This window comes from Amycolatopsis sp. NPDC088138, from assembly GCF_044741685.1.
Taxonomy (GTDB): Bacteria; Actinomycetota; Actinomycetes; order Mycobacteriales; family Pseudonocardiaceae; genus Amycolatopsis.
The window spans coordinates 190,892-204,043 of record NZ_JBIUTB010000004.1; the positions used below are offsets into that span (position 1 = coordinate 190,892).

Sequence of the window (13,152 nt, forward strand, 5' to 3'; positions counted from 1 at the left end):
AGAGGTGATGCCGGATGACGCCCTCGGTGGTGCGGCACGAAAAGCGGCGCCGATGGGCGGTGGTCGCCGCGGTGACCCTTGTCCTCGTAACGGTGCCCGCCGTCGTCGCCGCGCTGCCGTCCGCGGGGGTGTCGATCGACCCGGCCCGCCTGCGCGCCCTCGTGCTGGCTTCGGCCGCCCGGCCGTACCAGGGGTACGCCGAAAGCTCCGGCTCGCTCGCCCTGCCGGAGCTGCCGAACCTCGCCGACGTCGCCGCGCTCTTCGCCGGGACGACGCGGATGCGCGCCTGGTACGCGGGCCCGGACCGCTACCGCTTCGACGTCATCGGCACCGCGGGCGAGCACGACGTCTACCGGCTGCCCGACGGTGAATACACCTGGGACTACGGCGCCAACGCGCTGACCGAGCTGATCGGCGAACCGAGCGTGCGGCTGCCGCGGGCCGGGGACCTGCTGCCGCCCGAGCTCGCGCGGCGGGTACTGGCGGCCGCGAAGAACGACCCGGTGACCACGCTGCCCGCGCGGCGCGTCGCCGGGGTCGACGCGTCCGGGCTGCGGCTGGTCCCGGCCGACCAGGACACCACGATCGGCCAGGTGGACCTCTGGGCCGACCCGGCGTCCGGGTTGCCGGTGCGGGTCGAGGTGACCGCGCGGGGGCAGCAGGCGCCGATCCTCAGCACCGCGTTCCAGCAGGTCGAGCAGACGACGCCGGCCGTCGAGGCGCCCCGGCCGGTGCTCGGCTCCGGCTTCTCGGTCGCCAGCGCCCCGGACGTCACGGACGCGCTCGGCGCGCTGGGCCAGGCGGTGCTGCCGGCCACCCTCGGCGGGCGGCCGCTGGCGTCGTCGAGCTTCGGCGGCGTCTCCGGCGCCGCGCTCTACGGCACCGGGCTGGCGGCCTTCGCCGTGATCGCCGTGCCGCGCAACGTCGGGAACGCCGCGAGCGACGCGGCCGGGAAGGCAGGCGGCGTGGAGGCCAAACTGGCGGCGGGGACCGTGGTGCAGCTGTCGATCACGCCGTTGTCGCTGGCGATCGTCCGCTCGACGTTCTCCCGTCGCTCGTACCTGCTGGCCGGCACGGTGACGCCGCAGGTGCTGCGGACGGTCGCGGACGAGCTGTCGCGGCTGCGCCGGAGCGGCCGATGATCGTCACCCGCGGGCTCACCAAGCGCTACGGCCGGGTGCTCGCCGTCGACGCCGTCGACCTGGACGTGCGCGAAGGCGACCGGTACGGCTTCCTCGGTCCCAACGGCTCGGGCAAGACCACGCTGGTCCGGATGCTGCTCGGCCTGGTCTACGCGACCAGTGGCGAGATCGAGGTCCTCGGGAAGCCGGTGCCGAAGCGGGTCTCCGAGGTGCTGCCGGACGTCGGCGCGCTCGTCGAGGGCCCGGCCGCCTACCCGCACCTGTCCGGGCGCCGGAACCTCGCGCTGCTCGACGCCTCCGGGCGCGGCGGCGGCCGGCGCACCCGGCGGCGTCGCATCGACGACGCCCTGGAGCAGGTCGGGCTGGGCGCGGTCGACCAGCGGCCGGTGAAGGCGTACTCGCTGGGCATGCGGCAACGGCTCGGGCTGGCCGGCGCGCTGCTGCGCAAGCCGCGCCTGCTGATCCTCGACGAGCCGACCAACGGGCTCGACCCGCAGGGCATCAAGGAGATCCGCGAGCTGCTGGTCGAGCTGAACGCGGGCGGGACCACGGTGTTCCTGTCCAGCCACCTGCTGGCCGAGGTCGAGCAGCTGTGCACCCGCGTCGGTGTCGTCGACCGCGGCCGGCTGGTGCTGGAGGAGGACCTGACGTCGTTGCGGGCGCTGACCGGCCGGGTGCTCGTCGGCACGCCGGACGCCGCCGCGGCGGCCGCGGTCCTCGACGGGCAGCTCGAGTCCCGCGACGGCGACCGCCTGGTCATCCGGCACGAGGACCCGGCCGCGCTGAACGCGATGCTCGTCGAGGCCGGCGTGCGCGTGGCGTCCATTGACGCCGAGCGGCGGACCCTCGAACAGGTGGTGCTCGAGTTCACCGGCCCCGGTTCGGACCGGTTCGGGGAGGTGGCCGGGTGATCGCCGTCGAACTGCGGAAACTCGTGCTGCGGCCGCGGATCTGGGTCAGCGTGCTGCTGCTGTGCCTGCTCCCCGCGATCGTCGGGATCTTCCTGGCGACGGCCGACTTCGCGCCGCCGCCCGGGCAGGGCGGGGCGTTCCTGTCGGCCGTGGTGAACGACGGCGCGCTCTACCCGGCGGCCGCGCTCGCCCTGGTCCTGCCACTGTTCCTGCCGATCGCGGTCGCCGTGGTCGCGGGGGACTCGGTCGCGGGCGAGGCGTCCGGCGGCACCCTGCGCTACCTGCTGGTGCGCCCGGTCGGCCGGACGCGGCTGCTCGGCGCCAAGATGATCGCCATCGCGGTGTACGTCACCGCCGCGATCGTGATCGTCGTGCTGACGTCGCTGGTGCTCGGCGTGATCCTGTTCGGCACCGGCGGCACCCCCGGCGTCGCGGGCCCGGGCGGGCAGCCCGCCGGGGTGACGTCGCTGTCGGGGCAGTCGCTCAGCTCGTCCGGGCTGGGCCTGCGGCTGCTCGGCGCGGTGACCTACATCGTCGTGTCGATGCTCGGCTTCGCCGCGATCACGGTGTTCCTCTCGACGGTCACCGTCTCCTCGCTCGGCGCCGCACTGGGCGGGCTGGCCGTGCTGATCACCAGCTCGGTGCTGGAGACGCTGGACGCGGCCGCGTCCGTGAAGCCCTACCTGCCGACGCACTACTGGCTCTCGTGGATCGACTTCTTCCGGGACCCGGTGCTGTGGCGCAACATCGACCACGGCCTGCTGCTGCAGGCCGGCTACATCGTGGTGTTCTTCGGCGCGGCCTGGGCGAACTTCGCCACGAAGGACGTCACGAGCTGAGGCATTCCGCCGGTGCCTCGAGCGGCGTGGTGCCCAGCGCCTGCAGCACCAGCTCGGTGACGGCGGGGTCGGTGGGCAGGTCGCCGTGCCCGGCCTGGTTTCCGGGGCACACCTGCTGCAGTGCGACGTTCACCGCGCCGTCGACCCGGGCCGAGTCGGGGGGAGTCACCGTCTCGTCGCGTTCGGTCCACAGCGACAGCCACGGCAGCGTCGACGGGATCGGGTCCTTCGCCATCTCCTGCAGCAGCGCGCTGCCCGGCGCCAGCTGGACGCACGCGGTGGGGCAGGCGCCCGGGACGAGCGCGCCGCCCGCCGTCGCCAGGCCGGTGCCGTGCATCGGGGCGCCGAGCGTGACGACCCGGCGGGCCTGGTGCTCACCACCGTCGCGGCCGACCCACAGCCGGGCCACGACGCCGCCCGCCGAGTAGCCGACGACGTCCACCGAAGGTGCGCCGGCCGCGTACGCGCGTTCGACCGCCGAGGAGAGCACCGCGACCTGTTCCAGCAGGTCACCGGTGCCGTCGCCGGCCAGGGTGAGCACCTCGGTGGTGCGTCCCGTCGTCTGCCGGATCCGCGCCGCCAGCTCGTTCAGCGCGCCCTGGCCACCGCCGTAACCGGGCACGAGCAGCACCGGCCCGGGCTGGTCCTGGTCCGGCGTCCCGGCCTGGGGTGCGGCGCTGGTCCCGGAGGTGACGACGACGGCCACGACGACCGCGAGCACCACGACGACGGCGACCCCGCTCAGCATCAGGCGCCGTCGCGGGCTGATGCCGCGCCACCAGGCCGTGATCCGCATGTCTCCATCATGCCCCGGCGAACCGAGACCGATCAGGAATCGAGAAGCGCAGGTCATCGCCCCGGTCGTAGCGTCGGTGCCACAGAAGACGACAACCAGGAGTGACCATGAGCACCGAAGGCATCAAGACCGTCCTGCACCCCGTCTCCGACCTGGAGAAGGCCAAGGCCGTGTACACGGCCCTGCTGGGCGCCGAGCCGACGGCCGACTCGGCCTACTACGTCGGCTACGACGTCGGCGGCCAGCACATCGGGCTGGTGCCGGGTGGCGCGGCGCCGGGCACCGGGCCGGTCAGCTACTGGCACGTGTCCGACATCGAGGCGAAGCTCGCCGAGGTCACGGCGGCCGGCGGCAGTGTCAAGGACGCGCCGAAGGACGTCGGCGGCGGCCGCCTCGTGGCCACCTTCACCGACGCGGACGGCAACGTTCTGGGTGTGCTGCAGGACAGCTGACCTGGTTGGATCGCTCGCAGGCCCGCCCGGACAAGATGGAGACACCGATGAGCAAGGCGCCGCACGAAGCCGACAGCCACGACCTGATCCGGGTGCACGGCGCGCGGGTGAACAACCTCAAGGACGTCACGGTCGAGCTGCCGAAGCGCCGGCTGACCGTGTTCACCGGGGTCTCCGGTTCGGGAAAGAGCTCGCTGGTGTTCGGCACGATCGCCGCGGAGTCCCAGCGGCTGATCAACGAGACCTACAGCGCGTTCGTGCAGGGGTTCATGCCGACGCTGGCGCGCCCGGACGTCGACGTCCTCGACGGGCTGACGACGGCGATCATCGTCGACCAGGAGCGGATGGGCAGCGACCCGCGCTCGACGGTCGGCACCGCGACCGACGCCAACGCGATGCTGCGGATCCTGTTCAGCCGGCTGGGGAAGCCGCACATCGGCTCGCCCCAGGCGTTCTCCTTCAACGTCGCCTCGATCAGCGGCGCCGGTGCGGTCACCCTCGAGAAGGGCGGCCGCACCACGAAGGAGCGTCGCAGCTTCAACATCCTCGGCGGCATGTGCCCGCGGTGCGAGGGCCGGGGCGCGGTCAACGACATGGACCTCACCCAGCTCTACGACGAGACGAAGTCGATCAACGAGGGCGCGATCACCATCCCGGGGTACAGCATGGAGGGCTGGCACGGCCGCATCTTCCGCGGCTGCGGCTTCTTCGACCCGGACAAGCCGATCAAGAAGTTCACCAAGCGCCAGCTCGACGACCTGCTCTACAAGGAGCCGACCAAGATCAAGGTCGAGGGCATCAACCTGACGTACTCGGGGCTGGTGCCGTCGATCCAGAAGTCCATGCTGTCCAAGGACGTCGACTCGATGCAGCCGCACATCCGCGCGTTCGTCGAGCGGGCGGTCACCTTCACCACCTGCCCCGAATGCGACGGCACGCGGCTCGGCCCGGAGGCCCGGTCGTCGAAGATCGGCAAGGTCAACATCGCCGACGCCTGTGCGATGCAGATCAGCGACCTCGCCCAGTGGGTCGGCGGCCTGAAGGCGCCGTCGGTGGCGCCGCTGCTGGAGGCGCTCAGCCACACCCTCGACTCGTTCGTCGAAATCGGCCTCGGCTACCTGAGCCTCGACCGGCCCTCGGGCACGCTGTCGGGCGGGGAAGCCCAGCGCACCAAGATGATCCGGCACCTCGGGTCGTCGCTCACCGACGTCACCTACGTCTTCGACGAACCGACGATCGGCCTGCACCCGCACGACATCCAGCGGATGAACGAACTGCTGCTGCAGCTGCGGAACAAGGGCAACACGGTGCTCGTCGTGGAGCACAAGCCGGAGGCCATCGCGATCGCCGACCACGTCGTCGACCTCGGCCCGAAGGCCGGTTCCGAAGGCGGCGAGGTCGTTTTCGAGGGCACCGTCGAAGGCCTGCGCAAGAGCGACACGATCACCGGCCGCCACCTCGACGACCGGGCCGCGCTCAAGGACGAGGTCCGGAAGTCCGAGGGTGCACTGGAGGTCCGCGGCGCCGACACGCACAACCTGCGTGACGTCGACGTCGACATCCCGCTCGGCGTGCTCGTCGTCATCACCGGCGTGGCGGGCTCCGGGAAGTCGTCGCTGATCCGCGGTTCGGTCGAGGGCACCGAGGGGGTCGTCTCGATCGACCAGGGCGCGATCCGCGGTTCGCGGCGCAGCAACCCGGCGACCTACACCGGGCTGCTCGAGCCGATCCGCAAGGCCTTCGCCAAGGAGAACGGCGTCAAGCCGGCGTTGTTCAGCGCCAACTCCGAAGGCGCCTGCCCCAACTGCAACGGCGCCGGCGTGATCTACAGCGACCTCGGGATGATGGCCGGCGTCGCGACGCCGTGCGAAGTCTGCGAGGGCAAGCGGTTCCAGGCCGAGGTGCTGGACTACAAGTTCGGCGGCAAGGACATCAGCGAGGTCCTGTCGATGTCGGTGGCCGCGGCGGAGGAGTTCTTCGGCGACGGCGCGGCGAAACTCCCGGCGGCGCACAAGATCCTTGAGCGCCTCGCCGACGTCGGCCTCGGCTACCTCCGGCTCGGCCAGCCGCTCACCACGCTCTCGGGCGGTGAGCGCCAGCGGATCAAGCTGGCCACGCACCTGGGTTCCGCGGGCGACGTCTACGTCCTCGACGAGCCGACGACCGGTCTGCACCTGGCCGACGTCGAGAACCTGCTCGGCCTGCTGGACCGGCTGGTGGACTCGGGGAAGTCGGTGATCGTCATCGAGCACCACCAGGCCGTGATGGCGCACGCGGACTGGATCATCGACCTCGGCCCCGGCGCCGGTCACGACGGCGGCACGGTCGTCTTCGAAGGCACGCCGGCGGAACTGGTGGCCGCGGAGTCGACGCTGACCGGCGAGCACCTGGCGGCCTACGTCGCGAAGTGACGCCTGAACCGCGGTGCTCCGCCCCACGTGTTCTCCATGGGAGTGGTGGAGCAAATCGGGGTGAGCAGTCATGCGAAAGCGGACTACGGCACTCGTCGTGCCGTTGCTGGTGCTGGAACTGGCCGCGTGCGGACGGCCGGTGGTGATCGTCAAGGTGGGCACGGCGGTGCCCGTCCCGGCGTACACCGTCGAAACCCACGGGAACGTCGATCTCGACGTGCTCGGGGAAACGCCGGTGGTGCCGGAGACGGGCTACGTCGAGCTCAGTTGAACGGGTCGAGCGTCAGGTAGGCGGTCGCCGGGTTGCCGTCGTTGACCAGGGATTCGAAGTGGCCGACGTCGTCGAAGGCGAACGCGTACGCCTTGCCGTCGGCCATCTGCGCGTGGATCTTGCGCGCGTAGTGGTTCGTGACGGCGTCCAGGTAGAACCCGGCGGAGCTCGTGTCGGGCTGGTTGGCGTTGGTCAGCAACGTCGAGCGGTTGAAGCCCGCGCAGAGCGTGCGCGAAATCTGGCCGCGGACGTCGTTCGGCGCGTCGAGGTTCTTGTAACAGCCGAAAACGCTGTCGGAGTCGGGTTTCTGGAACGCCGTCACGAACCCGCCGGAGGTGTTGGTGAAGTTCATGACGTTGCCCGAGACCCGGCCGGAGTACTTCACGCTCGGCTGGTCGGCGACCGGGGTCACCGTCAGCGTCGACGAGCTGTACTTCGTCCAGACGCGGTTGATGTAGTCCTGCAGCACGTTCGCGGGCAGCACGCCCATCTCGATGCCGTGGCCCGGGGCGAGCGCGCGCAGGACCGTGCCGTCCGAGCGCGTCCGGATCAGGTTGGCCCAGCCGCCCGGCTGGCCGCGCAGCGCGGTGTAGAAACCGTTGTAGCCGCCCGCTTTCAGGTGCCCGGTGCTCTTCGTCGTGCCGCCGACGGGCTGCACGCCGACCGCGTACGGCGCGGAGAACATGTCCACCTGCGTGCTGTTGAGCCAGAGCCCGCCGTCGTTGAGCGTGTACTCGGACCAGTTGAAGAGGATGTTGACGTTCGGGTCGGACGGGTTCTGGATCGCGGGCTGCACCAGGCCGCCGGTCGTCAGCTTGAACACCAGCTTCTGCCCGTAGGAGAAGTAGATCCGGCCGGAGAACTTCGGGATCCGGATGGTGATCGAGCCGCCGTTGGCGGGCCCGGGGATCGAGGCGTCCGGCGCCGGGGTCGGCGGGTTCCCGCCGGCCGGCCAGGCGTGGAACGTGCCGTTCGCGTCGGCCCAGCCCTGCTGCCCGGTCGCCAGGTACGTGCCGAGGTCGTAGAGGTAGATCGGGTCGGAGCGCCCGGAGTTGTTGGTGATCTTCAACGGGATGGTGGCCGGCACCGCGTCGGCGGCGGGGGCGAGGGCGGTCGCGAGCCCGGCGGCGACGGCGAGCGCCGCGGCCATGGCTCCGAACCGCCGTCGGAAGGGAAGTCTCGTACGCACGGGGCGCCTCCTCGTCGAGGGCCGGTGATCACAAGTTGTTCAGACCACTTCAGAGTCGGCGAGGCGAGGAGAGGTTGTCAAAGGCTGATGGTTATTAGCCGCCGTCCGGCCCAGCGTCCGTCGCCGAGCGGTTCGTCACAGGGCTTCAGGAGATCTGGCGGGCCGGTTCGGCGCCCAGCAGGTAGTCCAGGTCGATGCGCCCGCCCGCGGCCGCGATCACCGCGTCGATCGCCAGGTCCACGTGCAGCTTGCGGCCGTGCTGGTCGGCGTAGGCGCGCATCAGGTTGCCGATGTGGCGCTCCGGGTTGCTCCACGTCGGCCAGCGCAGCGACGCCTGGGTCGCGAGCTTCGAGAAGTCACGGCTGCGCGCGGTCGCCTCGAGCAGCCACTCCAGGTAGACGCGCATCGTGTGCACGGCGGTGTGGCCCGGGTTCGCGACCGGGCCGTGGCCCGGCACCAGCGTCCGCGGGCGGAACGTGTCCTGCAGCCAGTCGAGCGCGTCGAGCCAGCCGGGGATCGAACCGTGCACCGCCATCGGCGTGCTGCCGATGAACACCAGGTCGCCGGTGAACAGCGTGCCCGAACGCGGTTCGTGCACCACGAGGTCACCCGCGGTGTGCGCGGTGCCCGGCACGGCGACGACGTCGGCGACGGCGTCACCGAGGTCGAGCCGCCGCCAGCCGACGACCGGGCGGACCGCCGCCGGCTCCGGCGGCTCCAGCACGCCCCACTGGGTGCAGGTGAAGACGTTGCCGTAGGTCTGCGGCCCGGCCTTGACGACCTCGACGCTCGCGGGCGCGGCGAGCACCGTGCCGCCGTCGCGCAGCGCGACCCCGACCCCGTTGTGGTGCTCACCGTGCGCGTGCGTGACGACCACGGTGAGTTGCTTCGCGCTCTCGGGCGCGTACTTGCGGACGTCCCGCACCAGCTCCAGCGTGGCCTGCTCGGTGCCGCACGTGTCGATCAGCGCGACGCCTTCACTGCCCTGGATCCACCCGCTGTTGGCGACGAACCATTCGTCCGGGCTCTTCACGTACGCCACGACCCCCGGGCGCGCGTGCCGGAGCGGGACGATGTTCGCGGTGACGGCCGGCATTGCTTTCCCTCCCTGGGCGAAGCCGTAACGGCCCGGCTTCGCAGCGTGCCGGCCACCCCGCCTGAGCGGGAAGGACCGGCGTTGCGCTTAACGACGTGGGCGCGGCCAGGTTGCGCGCTTTCTGCCGGGATTTCGCCGGGTTCCCGGCGAGTGCTGGATCGGTTCTGGATGCGGAGGGAAACCGGCAGGTCATCGGGCATTCTGCCAGTTTCCCTCCGAATGGGAACCTCTTTCGGAGAAAATCACCTTCGCGTCAGGCCGGCACCTGCCATCGCTGGTTCGCCGTGCCCGCGCACGTCCAGATCTCCAGCCGGGTGCCATCGGCCGACGCATTGCCCGTCGCGTCGAGGCACTTGCCCGACTGCGGGTTGAGCAGCGAGCCGTCGGACCGCGCCTGCCAGGTCTGGGCGCCGGTGCTGTTGCAGTCCCACAGCTGCACGAGCGTGCCGTCCGCGGTGCCGCTGGAGGCGACGTCCAGGCACTTGCCGAGCGCGCGCAGCGTCCCGCTCTGCACGGTCCACCGCTGCGCGCCGGTGTTGTTGCAGGTCCACAGCTGGATCGCGGTGCCGTTGGCGGTGCCGGACGCGCTGACGTCGACGCACTTGCCGCCGATCCCGGTGATCGCGCCCGAGGGGTTCGCGGTCCCGGTCGTGATCAGGTACGCGCTGTTCGCGACGTTCCAGTGCGTCGCCAGGTAGCTGCCGGACGGCGGGTTGGTGTTGAAGTAGTCGTCGCCCAGGCAGTCGATCTGGTTCTCCGGCGCGCCCGGGCAGACCTTCACCAGGCCGCCCGGCGGGTTCGGGATGCCGCCGTCGTCGTAACACATGATGTCCTCGTCGTCCCAGCAATGGCCGTACGGCGTCGAGTGCGGCGCGCTGCCCTGGACGGCGCCGAGGGTGTGCAGCAACTCGTGGCCGGTCGCCTGCCAGGACCAGCAGCCGGTGCCGACCGTGGCGTAGTGCGGGCCGGCGTTGTACGGGTTGCTCGCGCCCGGGCTGTCGTTGCCGCCGTTGCCGAACGCCAGGCCACAGCCGTCCTTGTCGTACCAGACGATGTACTTGCGGTCGGCCCGGTTGTAGCCCTGCGCCTTGATGGCGTTGGTGATCGTGTCGACGGTCGCCATGTCGCCCTGCGCGATCGTCACGTTCGCGACGGTGGCGCGGCAACTGGAATCCGTGACGTACCGGAGGTGCCGGACGCCGCCGCCGAGCCGGCTCGCGGCTTCGACGAAGGCGTCGTCGATCTGGCTCGTGAAGGTCTGGAACTGGGCGACGAACTGGGAGTACCGGTCGGCCTGCCCGTTCCCGCGGACGTACAGCGCCTGAACGCGCTTACCGCTGGTGCCGTCGCCGTCACAGACGGTCGACTTCGGGGCGGCGATCGTGGTGGACGGTGTCCGGAGGTGGCCGGGGAGCTGTTCGGTGCCATCGTTGTCGGCGGCCCCGGCGGACGGGAGCAACGCGGTGGCGAACACGAGGGCGGTGCTGAGCGCGGCGAGGCGCCAGGTTCTTGCGGTCACGACGATTCCGCCTTCCCGATGCGGCAGTGGACGAGAAGTACGCAGGCGGTCTAGACCACTCGGAATGATAGGAGCGGGCGCCGATGGCTGTCACTGACAAGAACGGACAGCTTGGGGTGAACCACCCACGGGCCGCGGCCCGGCCAGGACCCCCGTGGTCCGCTGAGCGGTACGGGTCTTGACAGTCGATCTAGACGGTCCATACTGGTATATACCTTTATGGGAGGGTCCGGGAATTTCCATCCGGGGTACCAAGAGGAGCTTCGCGCGCACGGGGCCGACGGGAGGTCTGAGGGGTCCTGCCGTCGGCCCGCGCGGAGCTGTCTTGTCGGTACATGCGTTTGGTCACACGCAGTATTGACACCGCTACTGGCACGAACCAGGATGTCTCCTGCCACTGGGGAGGAGAATCATGGCGGGGGTACACGTCCGGATCGACAACCGGCTGGTTCACGGGCAGGTCACCGTCGCCTGGACCCGCCGCCTCGGCGTACGCCGGCTGCTCGTCTGCAACGACGAGGTCGCCGCCGACGACCTGCAGCGGATCCTGCTCCCGCAAGCCGCCCGCGGGCTGCCCACCGACGTGCTGTCGGTGGCCGACACGCTGCTCGCGCCCGCCGGCGACGGCGTCATGATCATCACCAAGCACCCCGAGGACCTGTTCCGCCTGGTCGAGGGCGGGCTGCGCCCGGAGGTCGTCAACGTCGGCAACGCCGCGCCCCGGCCGGGCGATGACTACACCATGGTCACCCGCTCGATCGCGGTCACCGCGGACGAGGCCGCCGGCTACCGGAAGCTGGCCGCGGCCGGCGTCCCGGTCGTCACCCAGCTCATGCCCCAGGACAAGGCCGCCGACTTCGTCGCGCTGCTCGATCGAAAGGGGCTCTGAGCCCGGAATGCTCGTCGCTCTGGCCCTGACCGTCTGGGCCGTCTACTGCACCTACGACGGGCTCGGCCCGTTCCTCATCTACGCCCAGCGCCCGCTCATCGCCGGTTCGGTCGCCGGCCTGATCACCGGCAACCCGCTGCTCGGCCTGCTGATCGGCGCGACGCTGGAGCTGGCCGCGCTCGGCGTCTACACCTACGGCGGGGCGACGATCCCGGACTACCAGACCGGCGCGATCGTCGGCACCGCGCTGGCCGCGAGCGCCGCCGGGGGCACGTCCGCGCAGGTCGCGGTCGGGCTCGGGGTCGGGCTGCCGGCGGCGGTCCTGCTGTCCGCGCTGGACCCGGTCGGCAAGATGGTGACGACCGGCCTGGTGCACCGGGCAGACGCCTACGCCGCCGACGGCAACGCGCGCGGGATGGCGATGATCCACTGGGTCAGTCTCATCCCCTGGGTCGCGGTGCGCGCGATCCCGACGTTCCTCGCCGCGCTCGCCGCGTCCGGCGGGCTGGTCAAGGACATCACGGAGGACATCCCCACCGGGTTCGTGAACGGCATGACGCTGGCCGGGTCGCTGCTGCCCGCGGTCGGCTTCGCGCTGCTGCTCGGCATGATGGAGCTGCGAAAGTACTGGTACCTGCTGCTCATCGGGTTCGTCGGGTTCGCCTACCTGCACCTGCCGGTGCTCGGCGTCGCGCTGGTCGGTGTCGCGATGGCGATGCTGTTCGTGACGTTCAAGCGCGAGGAGCCGGCGGTCGTGCCGGCCGCGGCGGAAACCGCCGAAGAGTCCACTGTGGACCCCCGGCTGACGAAGCAGGACCTGCGCCGCGCCTACCGCCGGTACTTCTGGTCGAGCCAGATCTCGTGGAACTACGAGCGGATGCAGGCGCTCGGCTTCGCCTACTCGATGGAACCGGTGCTGCGCCGGCTCTACCCCGACAAGGCCGACTACACCGCCGGGCTGCAGCGGCACATGCAGTTCTTCAACACCTCGGTGCTCGTCGGCGGGCCGCTGATCCTCGGCTCCACCGTGGCGCTGGAAGAGGCGGGTACCCCGACGTCGGCGGCCAGCACGAAGGTCGCCCTGATGGGCCCGCTCGCGGGCATCGGCGACACCCTCGTTTTCGCGCTGTACAACAGCATCATCTTCACCATGGGCGCGTCGTGGGCGCTGCAGGGCAACTGGCTCGGCCCGGTGTTCGCCGCCGTCATGGTGCTGGTGCCCTACGCGCTCATCCGGCGGTGGCAGTTCGGGTTCGCGTACCGTGAAGGGAAACGGCTGGCCGGGCACCTCGCGGCCGGCGCGCTGGCCCGCGTCGCGCAGGGTGCGACGGTGCTCGGGTTCGTGGTGCTCGGCGGCTTCATCCCGTCGATCGTCAAGGTCGTCACCACGCTGACCTACCGGCAGACCACCACCGTCCAGGGACAGGCGGTGACGCAGGCGGTGGCGATCCAGGACCGGCTCGACGAGCTGGTGCCGTTCCTGCTGCCGGTGCTGGTCACGGCGGGGGTGTACCTGCTCGCGGCGAAGGCGCGGATGCGGCCGATCTGGATCATCGCGGTCGTCATGGTCGTCGGCGTCGCACTGGGGTGGCTCGGCTGGTTCGCACCCGCCGGGCCTGCGAAGAGTTAGGAGCCCG

12 protein-coding genes are annotated in these 13,152 nt (G+C 71.0%); 8 read left to right on the top strand and 4 right to left on the bottom strand.

Features of this window, described 5'->3' with window-relative positions; all coding sequences use genetic code 11:
• The first annotated feature begins 14 nt into the window (after window positions 1-14).
• From ACIOD2_RS22240 to ACIOD2_RS22250, 3 genes are read left to right on the top strand one after another with little or no spacing between them, the layout of a single operon-like run.
• On the top strand, window positions 15-1,142 hold the full coding sequence (locus ACIOD2_RS22240) for a hypothetical protein (protein WP_400540928.1): 1,128 nt from the start codon (window positions 15-17) through the stop codon (window positions 1,140-1,142).
• Window positions 1,139-2,053: an ABC transporter ATP-binding protein gene (locus tag ACIOD2_RS22245; RefSeq protein WP_400540931.1), complete on the top strand. Its 915-nt coding sequence runs from the start codon at window positions 1,139-1,141 to the stop codon at window positions 2,051-2,053. The genes ACIOD2_RS22240 and ACIOD2_RS22245 overlap by 4 nt, the downstream gene beginning before the upstream one ends.
• Window positions 2,050-2,892 carry an ABC transporter permease gene (locus tag ACIOD2_RS22250; RefSeq protein WP_400540934.1) on the top strand — a complete coding sequence of 281 codons (843 nt, stop codon included), beginning with the start codon at window positions 2,050-2,052 and terminating at the stop codon, window positions 2,890-2,892. The genes ACIOD2_RS22245 and ACIOD2_RS22250 overlap by 4 nt, the downstream gene beginning before the upstream one ends.
• Here the strand turns inward: ACIOD2_RS22250 and ACIOD2_RS22255 are convergent.
• Window positions 2,882-3,688: an esterase/lipase family protein gene (locus ACIOD2_RS22255; RefSeq protein WP_400540937.1), complete on the bottom strand. Its 807-nt coding sequence runs from the start codon at window positions 3,686-3,688 to the stop codon at window positions 2,882-2,884. The two genes, ACIOD2_RS22250 and ACIOD2_RS22255, sit on opposite strands and share 11 nt — an antisense overlap.
• 107 nt (window positions 3,689-3,795) lie before the next feature.
• On the opposite strand from ACIOD2_RS22255, the gene ACIOD2_RS22260 reads away from it, so the two are divergent.
• The 3 genes from ACIOD2_RS22260 (at window position 3,796) to ACIOD2_RS22270 (ending at window position 6,822) form a co-directional block, all read left to right on the top strand.
• On the top strand, window positions 3,796-4,140 hold the full coding sequence (locus ACIOD2_RS22260; protein ID WP_400540940.1) for a VOC family protein: 345 nt from the start codon (window positions 3,796-3,798) through the stop codon (window positions 4,138-4,140).
• A 47-nt stretch (window positions 4,141-4,187) separates the two neighbouring features.
• Window positions 4,188-6,551, top strand: a complete 2,364-nt coding sequence (locus tag ACIOD2_RS22265) for an ATP-binding cassette domain-containing protein (RefSeq protein WP_400540943.1) — start codon at window positions 4,188-4,190, stop codon at window positions 6,549-6,551.
• Between the two features lie 70 nt (window positions 6,552-6,621).
• Window positions 6,622-6,822, top strand: coding sequence for a hypothetical protein (locus ACIOD2_RS22270; protein WP_400540946.1), 201 nt, complete (start codon window positions 6,622-6,624; stop codon window positions 6,820-6,822).
• Here ACIOD2_RS22270 and ACIOD2_RS22275 read toward each other — a convergent pair.
• The 3 genes from ACIOD2_RS22275 to ACIOD2_RS22285 all read right to left on the bottom strand — a co-directional run bounded on the left by ACIOD2_RS22275 (window position 6,815) and on the right by ACIOD2_RS22285 (window position 10,626).
• Window positions 6,815-8,011, bottom strand: a complete 1,197-nt coding sequence (locus tag ACIOD2_RS22275; protein ID WP_400540949.1) for a glycoside hydrolase family 64 protein — start codon at window positions 8,009-8,011, stop codon at window positions 6,815-6,817. The two genes, ACIOD2_RS22270 and ACIOD2_RS22275, sit on opposite strands and share 8 nt — an antisense overlap.
• 145 nt (window positions 8,012-8,156) lie before the next feature.
• Window positions 8,157-9,107, bottom strand: a complete 951-nt coding sequence (locus ACIOD2_RS22280; RefSeq protein ID WP_400540952.1) for an MBL fold metallo-hydrolase — start codon at window positions 9,105-9,107, stop codon at window positions 8,157-8,159.
• Window positions 9,108-9,360: 253 nt separating this feature from the next.
• Window positions 9,361-10,626 (bottom strand): ricin-type beta-trefoil lectin domain protein, encoded by a 1,266-nt coding sequence (locus tag ACIOD2_RS22285; protein WP_400540955.1) that lies wholly within the window; start codon window positions 10,624-10,626, stop codon window positions 9,361-9,363.
• Between the two features lie 412 nt (window positions 10,627-11,038).
• On the opposite strand from ACIOD2_RS22285, the gene ACIOD2_RS22290 reads away from it, so the two are divergent.
• Together ACIOD2_RS22290 and ACIOD2_RS22295 are read left to right on the top strand one after the other, a co-directional pair.
• A complete protein-coding gene (locus ACIOD2_RS22290) occupies window positions 11,039-11,515 on the top strand; it encodes a PTS system mannose/fructose/N-acetylgalactosamine-transporter subunit IIB (RefSeq protein WP_400540958.1) in 477 nt (158 codons plus the stop codon).
• 7 nt (window positions 11,516-11,522) lie between these two features.
• Window positions 11,523-13,145, top strand: coding sequence for a PTS system mannose/fructose/sorbose family transporter subunit IID (locus tag ACIOD2_RS22295; RefSeq protein ID WP_400540961.1), 1,623 nt, complete (start codon window positions 11,523-11,525; stop codon window positions 13,143-13,145).
• The last annotated feature ends 7 nt before the right edge of the window (window positions 13,146-13,152 follow it).